Below are 17,232 nucleotides of genomic sequence, written 5' to 3'. Positions count from 1 at the left end.
TGCTACGGAAGACCGGAGCCGGGGGCCCCGGGGAGAACGCACGGCACATCCGCCCCTCCCGCCGCGCGAGCCGAGACGTGCCGGCCGTCCCGGAGTGCGCCGGGCGGGCCTGCGACGTGTCACCCCGTCAGGACCGCGGGCAGGGCGAGGACGCCCAGGACGGTGGTGCCCACCAGCAGCCACGCCACGTAGTCCCCGACGTGCCCGGACTGCAGCCGCCGCAGCGGCAGCGCCCGCGCCGGCGGCGCGAGCAGCTCGGGACGGGTGACGGCGACGGCCGCGAGGCCCACCGCGAGGAGCGTCGACACCAGCCCGAGCACGATGCCGACGGGCGTCCAGTGCACGGAGGTGTGGACGAGACCGGCGGTGGTGGCCTCGCTCATGGCACGGGCCACCGCGTCGGCGAAGCCGGGGACGGCCCCGGCGGCGAGCGCCCCGGCGAGCAGGAGCGCGGGGACCGCCGTCATGGTGTCGGGGACCCGGACCAGTCGCTGCTCCGTCTCGGGCTCCTCGCCGTTGCCCGTCGTCTCGTAGGCGTCCTCGCCCCGGGCTTCCCGCGGCCTGGGACCGAGCCCGAGGAACACCCGGGCGGCGACCCGCAGCACCGCCCCGGCGGTCACCGCGCTCACCACGACGTACAGCACGGTGAGCGGGCCGCCCACGGCCTCCTCGGTGACGGACTTGCCGAGTGCCGTGCCGAAGGGCGGCAGGCCCGCCAGGCCCAGCGCCGCGGCGGCGAACATCACGGCGACACCGCGCAGCGCCCCGGCCCGGCCGTGCAGGACGTGTTCGTCGACGCTGCCGAACCGGTCCAGGAGGATGCCGGTGCACGCGAACAGCGCGGCCTTCACCCCGGCGTGGCCGATGACGTACAGCGCGACACCGTCGTCGCCCTCGGGCGTGAGCGTGCCGACGCCGAGCAGGAACAGCCCGGTGTGGGCGATCGTCGAGTACGCCAGCAGCCGCTTGATGTGGCGCTGGTACCAGCACATCAGCGCGCCGATCGCGGCGGTCACCGCGCCGAGCACCATCAGGACCCGTTCCACGTCGCCGGCCGGCAGCCCGCCGGGCCCGGAGAACACGGTGCCGTGGATCCGCCAGACGCCGAACACGCCGAGCTGGACCATGACGCCGGACAGCAGCATGCACACGGGGGTGGGGGCGACCGCGTGCGCGTCCGGCAGCCAGAAGTGGAACGGCACCGCGGCCGCCTTGACCAGCAGACCGGTCAGGACGAGGACGAAGCCGGCGAGCACGAGCGCGTCGGGTGGGCCCCCGGCGTCCAGTCCCCGCCCGATCTCCGCCATGGCCAGCTCGCCGGTGCGGGCGTACAGCAGCGCGATGCCCATCAGCAGGGCGTACCCGCCCAGGGAGTTGACGATCGCGAAGGTCAGCGCCCCCTGCACGGCCCTGGCCTCCTCTACCCGGTGGCCGGTCAGGGCGTAGGCGACGACGCCCATCAGCTCGAACCAGACGAACGCGTTGAAGAGGTCCCCGGCGATCGCGAAGCCGCACATGCCGGCCTGGAAGAGCAGCATGAGGGCCGGGAACGCCCCGGTGTGCCCGTGCGGCGGCTCGTCGAAGGAGCGCCAGGAGTACGCCAGGGCGGCGAGCGTCAGCAGGGAGACCAGCGCGGCCATGCCGAGGCCGGGGCCGTCGCCGACCAGGACGATGCCGACGCCGTACCCCCGCACCGGTTCCCAGCCGCCGGCCCACTCGACCAGCGGCGGCGAGGAGTGCGGCAGCAGCACGACCGCGAGCGCCGCGGTCCCGGCCGAGACGGCGCAGCCCACGCTCTCCGCGACGACCCGCGGCAGGACACGGCCCAGCGCGGCCAGCAGGGCGGCCCCGAGCAGCGGCACGGCGACGAGGAGCGGCAGCAGACGGTGCATCAGCCGCGCAGCTCGGTCAGCTCGTCCGGGTCGACCGTGCCGTGCCGCTTGGCGACCTGGACGACGAGCGCGAGCAGCAGGGCGGTGACGGTGGCGCCGACGACGACGTCGGTGAGGGCCAGCGCCTGCACGACGGGGTCGACCACGGGGCGCGTGCCGGGCGCCATGTCGGAGAAGACCGGCGCGGTCGCGCCGTCGCGGTAGCCGACGGCCAGCAGCAGGACGTACGTGGCGGCCTGGCAGACGGACAGACAGCCGACGGCGTGGATCAGATTGCGGCTGGTGGCCAGGCCGTAGGCGCCGGCCAGGAAGACCCACGCGGCGACCAGGTAGGGCAGGACGTGCAGTACGGCGGTCACAGCGGCATCACTTCCCGGGCTCCTCGTGGTCGTGGCCGTCGTCGTCGCGCTCGCCGTCCTCGCCCTCTTCCACGATCTCCACGGCCTGGTCCAGGAACCCGGCGAGCAGGACGACCACGGCGCAGGCGACCTCCATGCCGACGGCCGCGTTCAGCAGCGGGACGGTGCCGCCGGAGGCCAGGGTGTTGAACATGCCGTACGGCAGCAGTGTGTTGGCGAGGAACGCGGAGCCGCCGATCAGGCCCGCGACGCCGGTGACGAGGTACGCCGAGGTGGCGAGCGCGTCACCGGCCTCGTACGGGCCGATCGGCCGGACGCGTTCCAGGGCGCGGTAGTCGGCGCCCAGGTAGAGCAGGTGCAGGGCGGTCGCGGCGACGACGCCGCCCTGGAAGCCGCCGCCGGGGCTGAGCTGCCCGTGCGCGACGACGTACAGGCCGGTCAGCAGGGCGACGGGGAGCACCAGCAGGGCGTAGCGGCGCACGGGCAGGGCCACGTCGGCGGGTTCGGGAGGGGCCCGGTGCTCGTCGCGGGTCTGGCGCAGCAGGACCATGCAGCCCAGTACCGCCGCGAACAGGATGGTCAGCTCGCCGAGGGTGTCGAAGGCCCGCTGGTCGAAGTTGACGGAGGCGACGGTGTTGGCGACATGGCGTTCGAGGGAGGCGCGGACGGCCCGGTCGCCGTAAGGGTGCCGGTCGCCGCCGAAGTCCGGCAGCCGCAGGCAGGCGGCGACGAGCAGGGCGGCGAGGCCCGCACCGCCCGTCGCCACCAGCCACAGCCGGGTGCGTGGGTTCACGGCCCGCCCTCCTCGTCCCGCCGGCCGCGCCGTCTCACCTTCCGCACCGTCAGCAGGAGCAGCAGCGGCGTCAGGGCCGAGCCCACCGCCAGCTGCGACAGGCCGACGTCGGGCGCCTGCAGCACGGTGAACAGCACGGCGAGGACGACGCCGAGGACGGCCAGGACGAGGGACTGGCGCACGGGGTCGCGGACGGCGACCGCGGCGGTGGCGGACACGGCGACCAGCAGCAGCGCGACGACGATCACCGCCTCAGCCACGCCGGGCCCCGGTCATCCCGCCGGACAGCGCCCGCGACGCGAGGAGGTTGCCGCCGACCAGCAGCGCGCCCACGACCAGCAGCTTCACCAGTGCGCGGCTCGGCCCTTCGACGACGCACAGAACCAGCACCACGCCGGCCCCGAGCGCCGCGGCCGACCAGGTCAGGGCCCCGGCGCGCGGCGGGTCGCCGGCCAGTTCCCCGGCGAGCAGCCGGGCGAAGACGAGGGTGCCGACGGGGCCGAGGAGGGCGAGGACGAGGGCGAGGTCGACGTAGGCGGGACGCTCGTAGCCCTGGGCGAGCAGCAGCAGGGCGGGGCAGGCCAGCGCGGTGGACAGGTTCTGGGCGACGACCCGGCGGCGCAGCGGCCCGGTGGCCACGCCCCACAGGGTGGCTCCCACACCCGCGCCGAGCACGGCGGTCACGGTCAGGATCCAGCCGTTCACCGGCCGGTCACCGCCCGCCGGGCCGCTCGTGCCACGAGCGCCGTCATCCCGGCGGCGCCGGCGCCGACCGCGACTTCGAGGGGGTCGACGGCGCTGACGAACACCAGCCACAGCGCGACGAGGGCCGCCCACCAGGCGGCCACCTCGGCCACGGCGAGGAATGTCCCGCGCCGGTTCACCCGCCACCTCCACGGCCCGTCCGGATGCCCGCTCTGCCGCATTCGCCCCTTTTCGCGTCGCCCTGGCGGTCATCCAAGCACTGCACGGACGGTGCCGGGCGGCGGCGCGCTGCGGCGTCCCGGCCGGAGTGCCCCGGCAGGGCGAGGGAAAACCGGTGGGACGGACGGCCGGAAGATCCGTGTACGGCGTGGACCGTCGGTGGAGCGGCGCGGAACCGGCCTGAGCCACGGGGCAGTTGACGGCTGGCGTACGACCGCCCGGCGCCCTCGGTCCGCGGCGCGCGCGGGAGCCCGTGCGCCGCGCCGCCCGGGGGCCGCGCGCCCGGCCGGGCCCCCGTGCCGCCGGGCGCGGCCGCTCCCGGCCGGCCGGGTCCGCCACGGTCCCGCAGGGGCTAGTGCACCGTCCAGGTGAACTTGTCCCCGCCCACCCAGCGGACCACGTCCGGGTCGTCCAGGTCGTGGACCGTGATGCCGAAGGCCGCGGCGGCCTCCAGCACGTCGGTGACGGCCCTGGCCTCACCGACCACCTGGCCGTCGATTTCCACGATCCGGAAGGGCGGCGTGCCCGGCTGCACCCCGAGCACGAGGATCCGCGGACTGCCGATGTGCGGGCTCGCGATTTCGGTCATGCATAGAGGGTAGGCCGCAACCGGCGGTAGCGGCGGTGCGCGCAGGCCACGGGCCGCTCAGGGGCGCCGCCAGTCGTCGCTCGTCAGATGCGATCCGGCCATCGGCCCCATCCGGAGCATGCCGCCGTCCACGCTCCAGGACGCGCCGGTGACGTACGTGGCGTCCGGCCCCGCGAGGAAGGCGATCACGGCGGCCACCTCGCGGGCGTCGCCCGGCCGCCCGAGCGGCACGCCGGGACGGCGCTCGGTGTGCGGGTCGACGTCCTCCTGACCGGTCATGGGGGTGGCGATCTCGCCGGGGGCGACCGCGTTGACCGTGATGCCGTGCTCGGCGAGCTCGATGGCCATCACCTGGGTGAGCAGGCCGAGGCCGCCCTTGGCCGCGCAGTACGGGGCGGCGCCCACCCGCGGCTGGTGTTCGTGGACGGAGGTGACGTTGACGATCCGGCCGCCGCCGCCCTGCCGGATCATCCGCCGCGCCGCCTTCTGCCCGCACAGGAACGGGCCGGCCAGGTCCACGTCCAGCACATGGCGCAGGTCGTCGAGCCCCAGGTCGAGGAAGGGCGTCGCGGTGCCCGTACCGGCGTTGTTGACCAGGACGTCGATCCGGCCGAGCCGCTCGCAGAGCTCGTCGACGGTGTCCGCGGCGGCGGGCAGCCGGGTCAGGTCCACCCGGGCGACCTCCGCCCGCCGGCCCCGGGCGCGGACCTCCTCGGCGGTCCGCTCGGCGCCCTCGGCGTCGGTGTGCCAGGTGACGCCGATGTCCATCCCAGCCTCGGCCAGGCGTACGGCGGTGGCGCGGCCGATCCCGGAGTCGGAGCCGGTGATGACGGCCACCCTGGCGTCGGACGGCGTGGCAGCGGACATGGCGGGTCTCCTCGTCGGGGCGGTCCGGTGTGACGGGGCACCGCAGTACCCGGGCGTGGTGCGGGCAAACCGCTCGGCCCGCCGTGCGGACCCCGTGGTGCTGGGGAACCCTTGAGGAGCCGGAGGAGGAGGTGGCGATGGACCCCGTCGAGGCGCTGGACCGGATCGCCTTCCTGCTGGAGCGGTCCCAGGCGCCGACGTACCGTGTCCGCGCCTTCCGGACCGCCGCCCGGGTGCTGCGCGAACTTCCCGGGGACGAGCTGCGCGAGCGGGCGGAGGCCGGCTCGCTGGAGTCGCTCCAGGGCGTCGGCCCGAAGACGGCGCAGGTGGCGCGCGAGGCGCTGGCCGGCCGGGTGCCCGGCTACCTGGAGAAGCTGGAGGGCGAGGCGCGGACCGAGCGCCCGCGGGACGGTGAACGGCTGCGGCAGCGGCTGCGCGGCGACTGCCATCTGCACTCCGACTGGTCGGACGGCGGCAGCCCGATCGAGGAGATGGGCCGGGCGGCCGCCGCGCTCGGCCACGAGTGGGCGGTGCTCACCGACCACTCGCCCCGGCTGACCGTGGCGCGCGGACTGTCCGCGGACCGGCTGCGCGAGCAGCTGGACGTGGTGGCGGAGCTGAACGGGACGTGGGCGCCGTTCCGGCTGCTCACGGGCATCGAGTGCGACATCCTCGAGGACGGCTCGCTGGACCAGGAGCCGGAACTGCTCGAGCGGCTCGACGTCGTGGTGGTGTCCGTGCACTCCAAGCTGCGGATGGACGCCCGCTCGATGACCCGCCGCATGGTGGCCGCCGTACGCAATCCGCACGCGGACGTCCTCGGGCACTGCACCGGGCGGCTGCTGAGCGGCCGGGGGCGTCCGGAGTCGGAGTTCGACGCGGACGCGGTGTTCGCGGCCTGCGCGGAGTCCGGCACGGCGCTGGAGATCAACAGCCGGCCGGAACGGCTCGACCCGCCCCGGCGGCTGCTGCGCCGGGCGGTGGAGGCGGGCGTGCTGTTCTCGATCGACACCGACGCGCACGCGCCGGGGCAGCTGGACTGGCAGATCAACGGCTGCGCCCGGGCCGAGGAGTGCGGGGTGCCCGCCGAGCGGGTGGTGACCACCTGGACCCGTCGGGAGCTGCTGGCCTGGACCCGGGAGGGCCGTACGCCGTCCGGAGTGGCGGCCCGCTGACGTGGTACCCGCGGGGCGACCGGGCACGAGAGCGGTACCAGAGTGGCGACCGGGCACGAGAAAGGGAACGGTGCATGGAACGGGCGGCCGTGTTCGACGTGGACGGAACCCTCGTCGACACCAACCATCTGCACGTGGTGACTTGGTGGGAGGCGTTCCGGCAGGCGGGACACCGGGTGCCGATGCACGCCGTGCACCGCGCCGTGGGGCTGGCCTCCACCGACCTGATCGCCCACCTGCTGGGCGACGACCGCGACAAGGACGGCGACGCGTGGCTGAGCCAGGCCCACAAGGCGCTGTACGGGCAGTACTTCGACCGGCTGCCCGCCCTTCCGGACGCCGGGGACCTGCTGCGGCGCCTGTCCCGCGACGGCTGGAAGGTGGTCCTCGCCACCTCCGCGGGCGGCGCGGAACTGAGCGCGCTGCGGCGGGCGATCGGCGCGGACGACGCCATCACCGCCACCGCGAGCGCCGACGACGTCGACGCGGGCAAGCCGGCGCCCGAGCCGGTCGAACACGCGCTGGAGCTGGCCGGGGTGCCCGCCGAGCGGGCCGTGTTCGTCGGCGACACCGTCTGGGACATGCGCGCGGGCAGCAGGGCCGGGGTCCGCTGCGTCGGCGTGCTGTGCGGCGGTCTGCCCCGCGCCGACCTGGAGGAGGCGGGTGCGGAGGCGGTCTACGCCGGCCCCGCCCATCTGCTGGCGGCCCTGGCGGACAGCCCGCTGGCATGAGCCGGCCCGGGACGCGCGAGGGCCTTGTGCGCCGCCCGGCCATGCGGACACCCGGCATCACATGGACCGTGTGACGGACGCGGCGCGCCGCAGGCTGCGGCGCGCCCGGCGAGCGGACCGGGACGACGCCGCGGGCGCTGCGGTACGGCACCGGGGCCGGTGGACGAGCGCCGCCCGGCAGGCGCTGCGGGGGCTGCGGCCGGTGGACACGGTACGGCGCGGGGCGTGCGCCGTGGGACGGTCGGTCCGGGCCGCGTGGCGCGGGCCGGGCCGCGAGCGCGACCTGGTCGTGCAGTCGCTGAAGGCGGCGGGCGCCGCGCTGATCGCCTGGGCCGTGGCGGGGGTCTGGCTGGACGATCCGATGGCGCTCATGGCGCCCTGGGTCGCACTGGTCCTCGTGCAGGCCACCGTCTACAGCTCGGTGCGGCAGGCCGCGCAGCAGTTCACGGCGATCTGCGCGGGGGCGCTGCTGGCGTCGCTGGCCCAGGCCGTCACCGACGACACCACCGGCGCGCTGGCGCTGTCCCTGCCGGTGCTGATGCTGCTGGCCAACTGGTCGCGCTTCGGCGACCAGGGCGTCTACGCGGCGACCACGGCCGTGTTCACCCTGGCCTCCGGGACGGCCGTCTCGACGTCCGCGGTCGGGCACCGGGTGGGGCAGGCGGCGCTCGGCGCGGTCATCGGCGTGGCGGTCAACGCCCTGGTGCTGCCGCCGATCCACCTGCGGGACGTCCGGGAGAACCTGGTGGCGCTCGCGCGGCAGGCGGGCGACGTCCTGCACACCGTCGCCACCGACCTGCGGGAGACCGAGTGGGACGCGCAGACCGCGGCCGGCTGGTCGAGCGAGGCGGCGCGGCTGCAGCGGCGCCTGGACGCGCTGGCCTCGGCCCGGTCCTGGAGCCAGGAGAGCCTGCGCCTGACGTACGGCCCGCTGCGTGCCCTGCGCCGCGCACCGCCGGCCGCCCCGCCCGAGGAGGAGGACCAGCGCTGGAGCCGCGTGACCGGGAACATCACGGCGCTGACCCGGACGCTGGCGGTGGCCGCCGACGAGCAGCGGACGCCGGCCGCGCCCGAAGGACCGGTGCTGGACCTGTACGCGCACCTGCTGGAGCTCATCGGCGACGCCTGCCACGCCGAGGCAGGCCGGCTGCTGGGCGAGGCGGCACCCACCCGCCTCGAAAGCGCGACGGAGGCGACGATGAGGGAGCTGCACCGCCGGCTGCAGGACGGGCTGCGGGACCCCGCCGGGCGGGGACCCGCGCGGACCGCGGTCCTCGGCACCCTGCTGCTGCAGGCCGAGGACGTGTGGGCCGAGGTCGTTCCGGACATCGAGGAGCAGTGACTCAGATCACCCCAAAAAGCGACAGACGGTGGAACACGGGGAGCTCGTTCCCCGTTGAGGAGGGCGTGGGTACGGATGGGACAGTGTCCCCGGGCCTCACCTATCGCCCACAGGGAAGATCGTTCGGCTGAAGCCCTGTGGAGCCCTTCGCCGAGAGGCGACCGCCATCCGTATCCACCACAGACCGCCCCGACCGTGATTCCCCCGTCCGGTCGGGGCTCTTCCTTTTCCCGCCCCGCTTTGCCCGGTTCCGCCCCGGTCCCGCCTCCGGCCGTGCGTCACGTGCCGCCCGGGCGAGGCGGGGTACCCGGTGACCTCCGCCCGAGGGGAACGGCCGAGAGGAGCCGAAGGTGAGCAGCGGAACGGGCAGCAGGATCGTGGTCACGGGCGCCACCGGCAACGTGGGGACCAGCGTGGTGCGACTCCTCTCCGAGGATCCGGAGGTCGGGTCCGTCCTGGGTCTGGCCCGGCGGATCCCCGAGTGGTCGCCGGCGAAGACGGAGTGGGCCGCCGTCGACCTGGCCTCCGGGCAGGCGGACCTGACCGGTCACTTCGCGGGCGCCGACGCCGTGGTCCATCTGGCCTGGGCGTTCCAGCCGACGCACGACCCGGCGACGACCTGGCGCACGAACGTCCTCGGCTCCATCCGGGTGTTCGAGGCGGTGGCCACGGCCGGGGTGCCGACGCTGGTGCACGCCTCCTCGGTCGGCGCGTACTCGCCGGGGCCGAAGGATCACGCGGTGGACGAGAGCTGGCCGACGCACGGCTGGCCGGACGCGGCGTACTGCCGGGAGAAGGCCTACCTGGAGCGCGCCCTGGACACCTTCGAGCGCGATCATCCGGGCATCCGCGTGGCCCGGATGCGGCCCGCGTTCCTCTTCAAGCGCGAGTCCGCCAGCGAGCAGCGCCGGATCTTCGGCGGCCGGTTCCTGCCGGGCCCGCTGGCGCGCCCCGAACTGCTGCCCTTCCTGCCGGACGTCCCCGGCCTGCGCGTGCAGGCGCTGCACACCGACGACGCCGCGGGCGCCTACCGTCTGGCGGTGCGCTCCGGCGAGGCCCGGGGCGCGTTCAACCTGGCGGCCGAGCCGCCCGTCGACGCCACGGTGCTGGCCGAGATGTTCGGGGCCCGCCCGGTGCGGCTGCCCCGCACCGCGGCCCGCTCGGCGATCGCCGCCGCATGGGGCCTGCATCTGCTGCCCGCCTCCCCGCACCTGTTCGACGCGGTACTGCGGCTGCCGCTGATGGACTGCACGCGTGCGCGTGCGGTCCTCGGCTGGCACCCGGAGCACACCGCGACAGAGGTGCTGGAGGAGTTCCTGCAAGGGCTGCGGCAGGGCGCGGGCGCCCGGACCGAGCCCCTGCGCGGCCGCAAGGTCGGCTGAGCACCGGGCCGCTTGAGCACCCGGCCACCCGGCCACCCCGGCCCCGCCCGCAGCGGCAGGCGGTCAGCCGGAGGACTCGTCGGGGACGGGGTGCTCGGGGTGTACGGCGCCGGAGTGCGGAGCCCCCTGGCGCCCGGTCCCGGCCTCGTCGGTGTCGGGGACGTCGGTGGCCACGCCGGAGTCCGGCCCGGCCGGCGGGGCGGACTCGTCGCCGCCGGCGGTCTCCTCGGACTCCGCCGGCCCGGCGCTCCTGTCGTCGGACTCCCCCGGCCCGGCCGTCTCGTCGCCCTGCTCCGGGCCGGCCTCGGCGGGTGCGACCTCCCACGGGTCCTCACCCATGCCGGCCTGCTGGTCCGGCATGTCCCGCGGCACGGGGGAACCGCTCTCGCCCGGTCCTTCGGGGCGCTGGTCGGTCACGGCGCTCTCCCTCGCTGTCGTCCTGGTCCGAGCCGCATCGGGTACCTCCGCGATGACCAGCGAAACCTCCCGCGAAAACCATTGGCCTCTCTCTTTGAGGCTACGTAGGCTAGGTGAAAACCTAGGCTTCCTAGGTTCTACTTAGTACAGCGCTACACGGCACCGGGAGACTCCCCATGAGACCACTCACCGAGCAGGACATCCGCGGCTCGTTCATCAACTGCTCCAAGGGCGAGGCCAAGCGGCTGGCCGTGCCCCGTGATCTCGGGGAGCTGCCCTGGGACGACCTCGACTTCCTGGGCTGGCGGGATCCGGGAGCGCCCGACCGCAGCCATCTGGTCACCGAGCGCGGGGACCGCCTCGTCGGCGTGGCCCTGCGCTTCCAGCCCGCCCAGCGCGGCTTCTTCCACCGCAGCATGTGCTCACTGTGCCTGACCACCCACCCCAGGGGCGGTGTGTCGCTGATGACCGCGCGCAAGGCGGGCCCGGCCGGCCGCGAGGGCAACTCCGTCGGCCTGTACATGTGCACCGACCTCGCCTGCTCCCTCTACCTGCGCGGGAAGAAGGTGCCGGAGACCGGCGCCCGCTTCGAGGAGAGCCTCACCCTGGAGGAGCAGATCGCCAGGACCACGGCGAATCTGTCCGCCTTCCTCGACAAGCTGACCGCCTGACCCGCGACGAGCCCGCCGCCTGACCGGCCGCCGCCCGGGACGGCTCACCGGTCCCGCAGCCGTGCCGCCTCCACCTGGTGGAGGTGGATCAGCACGTCGTGGCTGCGGGCGAGCGCTATGTCGTACGGGCCGTCGGGATAGTCGGTGCCGATGCTGCGCGTCGGCCGGGCCCGGGCGAGCCACGCCCCGGCCGGGGACCCGACGGTCCGCAGGTCGGCGATGTAGTCGCGGTGGCGCACCCGGTCCAGCGTCCGTTCGTTGCTGCCCGGGCCCGCCGGTCCCAGCGTCCAGCGGTGGATGGCGCCGTCCGGCCCCGTGGCGTTGAACGAACCCCGGTCGAAGGTGAGGCCGATGCCGAGGTATCCGGCGCCGAGGCGGTCCCGCAGGAAGGCGCCCTGCATCCTCGGGTAGTGCGCGGGATCCATGGTCTCGTACGCGATGTGGGCGTTGTGCGCGGACAGCAGCACCTTGGTGCCGGTGTGCCGCTGCCACCAGACGACGTTGGCGGCCATCGCCTCGTCGCGGTACCGCATGGCCGCGGCGGTCTGCTCCGGGTCGTCGAGGTCGAAGGCGTACTGCCCGGCGGTCCGGTCGATCGCGGTGGCGTGCTGCACGGCCCGGTCGTAGGCCTCCCGGTCGCGGCCCGGTCCCTGGCGCCGCAGCAGCCGCAGCGCCTCGCCGGTGCGCTCCGCCATCTCCTTGCGGTCGGTGAGCGGCTTGTTCAGGTACTGCTCGATGTACGTCCCCGTCGCCACGGTGGGCCGCAGACCGCGGTAGAGCTCGGCGAAGCGTGCGCTCAGCCCGGGGCGGGTCTCGGCCACGTACCGGGTGACCGCGTCGTACAGCTCGGGGCCGGTCCAGGCGGTGTCGTCGCCCATGAACCGCACCGGGTCGCCGGGGTGGCGCACGTTGTACGCGCGCATCCATTCCACGAGCCGCAGAAAGTCGGTGTTGTTCCACCACAGGTAGTCGCGCTGGAACTCGTCGCGCATGATGCGCCGCGGGTCCCCCTTGCCGTGCACCACGTACTCGTCGAGCCGCAGGCCGGTGCTCCACGGCGCTTCCAGCGCGAACGTGCGGAAGCCCTTCGCCTCGACGAGGTGGCGGAAGACGCGGTCCTTGAGGGAGAAGAAGTCGTGGGAGCTGTGCGTGGCCTCGCCCAGGCCGACCACACGCGCGTCGCCGGTCATCCGGTCCAGGGGGCGCAGATCTCGGGTGTCACCGCCCGGTTCCACGGTACGCAGGGGGTGCGCGGCCCGGTCCAGGGCGGCGACGACCGGGGTGGCCGACTCGGCCACGCGGACGGGCGCGGCCGGGGCGTGCGCCGCCACGGCCGGGGTGCCGGCCGTGACCGTGCCGAGGGTGACGAACAGGGTCACAACGGTTGCGGTCCGATGTCGTTTCATGATCCAAGGCTGCCGCGCCGCCGGGGTCCGGCACCATGCGGTGTCCCACCGACCTGGGGTGCGGACAACCACCGGACGTCGCTGGGGTTTTCCTCAGTGCCCCCTTCCGCACCGGGCCCGACCGGCGCCGACTCGTCCGGCGGTGCCCGGCGCGTGAGACCGAATCCGGCCGCCTGCGTCCGGTTACCGTCCTGTCCAGATACGTTCGATGCGCCTGGGGAAGGGGAACAGCCCGAGGATGCTGGATGTACGAGAGGCTGCCGCGTCCGCCGCGCGCCTGGTGAAGTGGCACCGGGATCCCATGGCCGTGCAGGCGGTGCGCTCGGCCGCCGCGGCGTCGATCGCCTATGTGATCGCGGTGCGGCTGAGTCCTGACGACGCCCCACCGCTCACCGCGCCCCTCACCGCGCTGCTGGTCGTTCAGGTCACCCTGTACGCCACGCTCAAGATGAGCATCCGCCGGGTGAACTCCGTGGTGGCCGGCGTCCTGGTCGCCATCGTCTTCAGCGCCGTGGTGGGGCTGAGCTGGTGGAGTCTGGCCCTGATCATCCTGGCGGCGCTCGGCGTCGGGCACCTGGTGCGAGCGCACGAGTTCGTGGCCGAGGTGGCGATCAGCGCGATGCTGGTGCTCGGTGTGACCGCGCACGGGGCCCTGGCCTGGGCCCGTGTGGTGGAGACGCTGATCGGGGCGGTCGTCGGACTGGCCTTCAACCTGCTCTTCGCCCCGCCGGTGTGGGTGGAACAGGCCGGCCAGTCGATCGAGGGGCTGGCCCGGCGGGTACGGCAGCTGATGCTGCGCATGGGCGAACAGGCCGCCGGCCGCACCCCGTACCTCGAGGCGGCGGCCCGCCTGCACGAGGCCCGGCGGCTCGACCACGACATCTCCCAGGTGGACGAGGACCTCCGGCAGGCCGAGGACAGCCTGCGGCTCAACCCCCGGGTCCGCGAGGGACTGCTGCACCGGGTCGTGCTGCGCACCGGCCTGGACACGCTGGAGATCTGCACGGTCGTCCTCCGGGTGCTCGCGCGTACCCTCACCGACCTCGCCAAGGAACGCGAACCCGAACCCCTGTTCCCCCAGGAGACGGGTGCCACCATCGAGCAGCTGCTGTCCGAGATCGCCGACGCCGTGGTCAGCTTCGCGGTGCTGGTGACCACCAGCGTCAGCGACGACGCGGAGTCCGCGGAGGAACGGCTCGCCGCCGAGCTGCGGCAGGCCGCGATCACCCGTGACAAACTCGCCAAGCTGCTCCTGCAGGAGGTCCAGCAGGATCCCCGGCAGTGGCAGCTCCATGGCGCGGTGCTCACCGAGGTCAACCGCATCATCGACGAGATGGACACCGAGCACCGCTCGCGCCGGCTGCTGGAGGAGCTGGACCGCCACACGAGCGAGCAGCGGGAGCGCCGGCCGCGGCTGACCCGGCTGCGCGACCGGCTGCTGGGCTGGCTGCGCCGGATCGGGCCGCGGCGCCGTGGCCGGAACCGGACCGCGGCCGGGCGTCGTTCTCAGTGACGTACACCGAAAGTGACGTACGCCGAAACGGAACGAGGGGGCCTACGGATGACCGACACGACCGTGCGGATCGACGGAAACACGCTGCGGCTGCCGGGCGGTGCCGCGGTGCGGTTCATCCGCACGCTGCGGCTTCCCGAGACGGGCACCCACCCGCTGCCGCCGGGTCTCGGCGAGTTCCCGGTCCGCCGGGTCGCCGACCACACCGACACCGTGCCCGAGGCCTGGCGGTCGCGCGGCGGCGTGATGCTGCCGGTGTACCTGCGCGAGGCGATGTGGCTGAGCTTCGCCGGCACGACGGAGCCCGCCGCCCTCCAGGTCGGGGTCGGCAAGGTGTGCGCGGTCTCGGGCAGGCCCTGGAGCGACCGGCTGTCCCGCGATCCGCAGAACTACGTGGTGCTCCCCCGCCAGCCCTGGCTGGACGGCATCAACTCCGGCACGGGCACGGTCCGCCAGTTCGTGGCCGTGCCGCTGGGGCTCGGGGCGACCGTCGAGGGCCAGGTCACCGGCGAGGAGGTGTGGGGCGGCGTGCAGCTCCAGTCCTTCCCGCTCGGCGACCGGGCGCTGGCCCGCTGGCGTGAGGAGGAGCGGCGCCGCGCCGAACTCGCGCGCAGGGCGGCCGGCCCGGCCCCGGGCTACGGGGCGGCGATGCCGATGAGCGCGCCGCCCGCTCCGGGCGCGGCCCCGGCGGCCCCCGGAGCGGCTCCCCGGGGGCGCTCCGCCGCCATGGGGCTCGGCGTCGGGGGGTCCATGCGGCAGGAGGTGTACCGCGACGAACGGCCCCTGTCGGACTGGTCCGAGCGGCCCGCCGGCCGGGTCTTCGTGCACCTGGTGACGCCTCCGGAGTGGCGGCGCATCACCGGGGAGGCGCCCCCGCCGTCCCCCGTGGACCGGGCCGCGTACACCCGGGCCGGTCTGCCCTGGTACGACTACTACGACCAGGACGCCGACGACCTCGCCCCGAGCGGGACGCTCCAGGACGTCAAGCCGGTCGGCGACTGGATCGGCGACGACCACGAGCCCTGGCAGGAACCGTCCCCGCAGCAGGTGTGGCCGCTCAAGGACGCGCCGGGCGCGCCGGGCGCGCCGGTGGAGGACGGCGACTGGTAGACACGGTGGCGACCGGGACGGCCGACGCGGGCTGGGGTGCGCAGGGATGGGCAGTGGTGGCTGGAGCAGACGGCGGTTCGTCGGCGCTCTCGCGCGGACGGCCGCCGCGGCGGCGGCTCTCCCGGTGGCGACGGCGTGCGGCGGCTCGCCGGCACCGGGGTCCGCTCCAGCGTCCGCCGCGCCCCCGGCACCCGTGACCGGTACCGGCGCGTCGGGCGGGGCCCGGGCGTCCTCCGGTCCGCGTCCGCTCTGGATCGGGACGTACACCTCGGCCGAGGGCGGCGGCAAGGGCATCGGCCTGGCCGAGTACGACCCCCGCACGGGCCGGATCACCGGCTTGGGCACCCTCACCGGCGTGGGCGACCCCTCGTATCTCGCACCGCACCCCGACGGCCGCACCCTGTACGCGGTGAACGAGCGCGAGCACGGAGCAGTGACCGCCGTGCGGCTGTCCGACCGCACCGTGCTGGGCAGCCGGAGCACCGGCGGCGCCGGTCCCTGCCATCTGTCCGTGCACCCGGGCGGCCGCTGGCTGCTGAGCGCCAACTACGGCTCGGGCAGCGTCGCCGTGCACCCGATCGACGACTCGGGCGCGCTCGGGGAGCGCACCGACCTGGTCGTGCACTCCACCGCCGAGCCCGGACCGGGGCAGCAGGGGCCGCACGCCCACCAGTTCGTGACCGCTCCCGACGGCGGGCACCTCCTGGCCGTTGACCTGGGCACGGACACCGTCCACACCTACCGCCTGGACGAGATGGCCGGCACGCTGACCGAGACCTCGCGGGCGCGGGCCCGGCCGGGCGCCGGACCGCGGCACCTCACCTTCCACCCCGCCGGGCGGTACGCCTACCTCGCCAACGAACTCGACGACACGGTCGCGGTCTGCGCGTACGACCCGGGCGACGGCCGCCTCACCATCGGCGAGGCGCAGTCCACGGGCGCGGGCACGGGGCGGGGCACCAACCATCCCGCGCAGATCCTGGTGACCGCGGACGGCGCGTACGCCTATCTCGCCAACCGGGGCCACAACAGCCTCACGCGCTACGCCGTGGAGGGCGACGGCTCCGGGCTCCGGCTGCTGGACACGGTGCCGGTGGGCGGCGACTTCCCGCGGCACATCGCCTTCTCGCCGGACGGCGGGCTGCTGTTCGCGGCCAACCAGAAGTCCGGCACGGTGACCGTGTTCCACGTCGACCGGGGCAACGGGGACCTGCGGCCCGCCGGAGAGCCGTTCGCCTCACCCGTCGCCGTCTGTGCGCTGCCGCTGTAGGGCGCGCGGGCAGGACGCGGCGCTCGCCTGCGTGAGCAGCACGTGCATGCGCTCCGTGAGCTGGGCGACGTCGTCGGCGGGCGCGTGGAACGGCAGCCGTACGTCGCCGTGGGCGCGGGCGCGCTCGATCCGCAGCGTCAGCCCGTGCCGGTCGACGGCGAGCGGGCGGACCCGGACCGCGCCGTGCAGGCTGTCGGCGTCGACGAGCCGGGTGAGCCGCTCCACCGCGTCGCCGTGGCAGTCGGCGAGATGGGTCAGCAGCCGGGCCTCGGCCATGGCCAGCGGGTCGGGTGCGGCGGCGGCGAACTCGTCGAGGCCGACCACGACGGCACCGGACGGCCGGCGCAGCACGACGCGCGTGGGACGGAACGCCAGGTGGCCGTCCTCCGGGGCCAGCCGGCCCGCGAGCCAGAGCCGGGCCCTGATCCGGCCCCGCACCGGGACGGGTGCGACGTCGGCGAACTCCAGCACGGCGGACGGCTCGCCGCGGGGCGCGCAGATCGCCGCCGCGAGCAGCGCGCTGTCCTCGGGCACGTGCAGGAGCACCCGGCCGTCGTCGGCCACGGTGTGCGCGCCGACGAACTCCTCGCGGCCGCCCTCCGCGGTCACCGCGCAGGACCACGCGGCGGCGAGCACGGAGCGGGCCTGCTCCGCCGCGGCAGGCGCGGCCGTCCAGGTGTGGCTGTCACCCATCCCCAACCTCCGTCATCAGTTCTTTAGGTAAGGCTTGCCTAACCTATCGGAGTTCCGAGTGCGCGCCAACCAGGTCCTGCGGTCTTTGCGAGATCTTT

At 74.9% G+C, this 17,232-nt stretch carries 19 protein-coding genes; 8 read left to right on the top strand and 11 right to left on the bottom strand.

What is annotated here, in order from left to right:
- Positions 1-119: 119 nt before the first annotated feature.
- The 8 genes from H0H10_RS13400 to H0H10_RS13365 form a co-directional block, all read right to left on the bottom strand.
- Positions 120-1,892, bottom strand: coding sequence for a complex I subunit 5 family protein (locus tag H0H10_RS13400; protein WP_188181153.1), 1,773 nt, complete (start codon positions 1,890-1,892; stop codon positions 120-122).
- Positions 1,892-2,239 (bottom strand): sodium:proton antiporter, encoded by a 348-nt coding sequence (locus H0H10_RS13395; protein ID WP_188181205.1) that lies wholly within the window; start codon positions 2,237-2,239, stop codon positions 1,892-1,894. Before H0H10_RS13395 ends, H0H10_RS13400 begins: the two co-directional genes overlap by 1 nt.
- A gap of 19 nt (positions 2,240-2,258) precedes the next feature.
- Entirely contained in the window at positions 2,259-3,044 is a 786-nt protein-coding gene (locus tag H0H10_RS13390) for an MnhB domain-containing protein (protein ID WP_188181152.1), read from the bottom strand.
- The gene (locus tag H0H10_RS13385; protein WP_188181151.1) at positions 3,041-3,304 is read right to left on the bottom strand and encodes a hydrogenase subunit MbhD domain-containing protein; all 264 of its coding nucleotides are present in this window, start codon (positions 3,302-3,304) and stop codon (positions 3,041-3,043) included. Before H0H10_RS13385 ends, H0H10_RS13390 begins: the two co-directional genes overlap by 4 nt.
- Positions 3,297-3,749 (bottom strand): monovalent cation/H+ antiporter complex subunit F, encoded by a 453-nt coding sequence (locus H0H10_RS13380; RefSeq protein WP_188181150.1) that lies wholly within the window; start codon positions 3,747-3,749, stop codon positions 3,297-3,299. Before H0H10_RS13380 ends, H0H10_RS13385 begins: the two co-directional genes overlap by 8 nt.
- Positions 3,746-3,901 carry a hypothetical protein gene (locus H0H10_RS13375; protein WP_373566837.1) on the bottom strand — a complete coding sequence of 52 codons (156 nt, stop codon included), beginning with the start codon at positions 3,899-3,901 and terminating at the stop codon, positions 3,746-3,748. Before H0H10_RS13375 ends, H0H10_RS13380 begins: the two co-directional genes overlap by 4 nt.
- 419 nt (positions 3,902-4,320) lie before the next feature.
- On the bottom strand, positions 4,321-4,557 hold the full coding sequence (locus H0H10_RS13370; protein ID WP_188181148.1) for a hypothetical protein: 237 nt from the start codon (positions 4,555-4,557) through the stop codon (positions 4,321-4,323).
- A gap of 57 nt (positions 4,558-4,614) precedes the next feature.
- On the bottom strand, positions 4,615-5,424 hold the full coding sequence (locus H0H10_RS13365) for an SDR family oxidoreductase (protein ID WP_188181147.1): 810 nt from the start codon (positions 5,422-5,424) through the stop codon (positions 4,615-4,617).
- Between the two features lie 137 nt (positions 5,425-5,561).
- Here H0H10_RS13365 and H0H10_RS13360 point away from each other — a divergent pair, with 137 nt between their 5' ends.
- From H0H10_RS13360 to H0H10_RS13345, 4 genes are all read left to right on the top strand, one after another.
- The gene (locus H0H10_RS13360) at positions 5,562-6,599 is read left to right on the top strand and encodes a PHP domain-containing protein (protein ID WP_188181146.1); all 1,038 of its coding nucleotides are present in this window, start codon (positions 5,562-5,564) and stop codon (positions 6,597-6,599) included.
- A gap of 74 nt (positions 6,600-6,673) precedes the next feature.
- Positions 6,674-7,330, top strand: a complete 657-nt coding sequence (locus H0H10_RS13355; RefSeq protein WP_188181145.1) for an HAD family hydrolase — start codon at positions 6,674-6,676, stop codon at positions 7,328-7,330.
- Between the two features lie 61 nt (positions 7,331-7,391).
- Positions 7,392-8,672, top strand: coding sequence for an FUSC family protein (locus H0H10_RS13350; RefSeq protein ID WP_188181144.1), 1,281 nt, complete (start codon positions 7,392-7,394; stop codon positions 8,670-8,672).
- A 350-nt stretch (positions 8,673-9,022) separates the two neighbouring features.
- On the top strand, positions 9,023-10,054 hold the full coding sequence (locus H0H10_RS13345; RefSeq protein WP_188181143.1) for an SDR family oxidoreductase: 1,032 nt from the start codon (positions 9,023-9,025) through the stop codon (positions 10,052-10,054).
- Positions 10,055-10,117: 63 nt separating this feature from the next.
- Here the strand turns inward: H0H10_RS13345 and H0H10_RS13340 are convergent, their stop codons facing one another.
- Positions 10,118-10,471: a hypothetical protein gene (locus H0H10_RS13340; RefSeq protein WP_188181142.1), complete on the bottom strand. Its 354-nt coding sequence runs from the start codon at positions 10,469-10,471 to the stop codon at positions 10,118-10,120.
- 176 nt (positions 10,472-10,647) lie between these two features.
- Between H0H10_RS13340 and H0H10_RS13335 the strand changes: the two genes are divergently transcribed.
- Positions 10,648-11,142 (top strand): FBP domain-containing protein, encoded by a 495-nt coding sequence (locus H0H10_RS13335; RefSeq protein WP_188181141.1) that lies wholly within the window; start codon positions 10,648-10,650, stop codon positions 11,140-11,142.
- A gap of 44 nt (positions 11,143-11,186) precedes the next feature.
- Here H0H10_RS13335 and H0H10_RS13330 read toward each other — a convergent pair whose 3' ends face one another.
- Positions 11,187-12,548, bottom strand: coding sequence for an erythromycin esterase family protein (locus tag H0H10_RS13330; protein WP_188181140.1), 1,362 nt, complete (start codon positions 12,546-12,548; stop codon positions 11,187-11,189).
- Positions 12,549-12,786: 238 nt separating this feature from the next.
- Here H0H10_RS13330 and H0H10_RS13325 point away from each other — a divergent pair, with 238 nt between their 5' ends.
- The 3 genes from H0H10_RS13325 to H0H10_RS13315 are packed head-to-tail and all read left to right on the top strand — an operon-like array spanning position 12,787 to position 16,441.
- Positions 12,787-14,061: an FUSC family protein gene (locus H0H10_RS13325; protein ID WP_188181139.1), complete on the top strand. Its 1,275-nt coding sequence runs from the start codon at positions 12,787-12,789 to the stop codon at positions 14,059-14,061.
- A gap of 48 nt (positions 14,062-14,109) precedes the next feature.
- A complete protein-coding gene (locus H0H10_RS13320) occupies positions 14,110-15,171 on the top strand; it encodes a hypothetical protein (protein WP_188181138.1) in 1,062 nt (353 codons plus the stop codon).
- Between the two features lie 46 nt (positions 15,172-15,217).
- Positions 15,218-16,441: a lactonase family protein gene (locus H0H10_RS13315; protein ID WP_188181137.1), complete on the top strand. Its 1,224-nt coding sequence runs from the start codon at positions 15,218-15,220 to the stop codon at positions 16,439-16,441.
- Here H0H10_RS13315 and H0H10_RS13310 read toward each other — a convergent pair.
- Positions 16,409-17,134, bottom strand: a complete 726-nt coding sequence (locus tag H0H10_RS13310; protein WP_188181136.1) for a DUF2470 domain-containing protein — start codon at positions 17,132-17,134, stop codon at positions 16,409-16,411. The two genes, H0H10_RS13315 and H0H10_RS13310, sit on opposite strands and share 33 nt — an antisense overlap.
- Positions 17,135-17,232: the final 98 nt, after the last annotated feature.

The organism is Streptomyces griseicoloratus (genome assembly GCF_014534645.1).
Classification (GTDB): Bacteria; Actinomycetota; Actinomycetes; order Streptomycetales; family Streptomycetaceae; genus Streptomyces; species Streptomyces griseicoloratus.
This window is presented reverse-complemented; position numbering and strand designations above follow the sequence as displayed.

What these genes read in the sequence shown, in the direction of transcription:
- H0H10_RS13400 (WP_188181153.1), bottom strand. Translation starts at nt 1,892, where the DNA reads ATGCACCGTCTGCTGCCGCTCCTCGTCGCCGTGCCGCTGCTCGGGGCC.
- H0H10_RS13370 (WP_188181148.1), bottom strand. Translation starts at nt 4,557, where the DNA reads ATGACCGAAATCGCGAGCCCGCACATCGGCAGTCCGCGGATCCTCGTG.
- H0H10_RS13365 (WP_188181147.1), bottom strand. Translation starts at nt 5,424, where the DNA reads ATGTCCGCTGCCACGCCGTCCGACGCCAGGGTGGCCGTCATCACCGGC.
- H0H10_RS13360 (WP_188181146.1), top strand. Translation starts at nt 5,562, where the DNA reads ATGGACCCCGTCGAGGCGCTGGACCGGATCGCCTTCCTGCTGGAGCGG.
- H0H10_RS13355 (WP_188181145.1), top strand. Translation starts at nt 6,674, where the DNA reads ATGGAACGGGCGGCCGTGTTCGACGTGGACGGAACCCTCGTCGACACC.
- H0H10_RS13350 (WP_188181144.1), top strand. Translation starts at nt 7,392, where the DNA reads ATGGACCGTGTGACGGACGCGGCGCGCCGCAGGCTGCGGCGCGCCCGG.
- H0H10_RS13335 (WP_188181141.1), top strand. Translation starts at nt 10,648, where the DNA reads ATGAGACCACTCACCGAGCAGGACATCCGCGGCTCGTTCATCAACTGC.
- H0H10_RS13330 (WP_188181140.1), bottom strand. Translation starts at nt 12,548, where the DNA reads ATGAAACGACATCGGACCGCAACCGTTGTGACCCTGTTCGTCACCCTC.
- H0H10_RS13325 (WP_188181139.1), top strand. Translation starts at nt 12,787, where the DNA reads ATGCTGGATGTACGAGAGGCTGCCGCGTCCGCCGCGCGCCTGGTGAAG.
- H0H10_RS13320 (WP_188181138.1), top strand. Translation starts at nt 14,110, where the DNA reads ATGACCGACACGACCGTGCGGATCGACGGAAACACGCTGCGGCTGCCG.
- H0H10_RS13315 (WP_188181137.1), top strand. Translation starts at nt 15,218, where the DNA reads ATGGGCAGTGGTGGCTGGAGCAGACGGCGGTTCGTCGGCGCTCTCGCG.
- H0H10_RS13310 (WP_188181136.1), bottom strand. Translation starts at nt 17,134, where the DNA reads ATGGGTGACAGCCACACCTGGACGGCCGCGCCTGCCGCGGCGGAGCAG.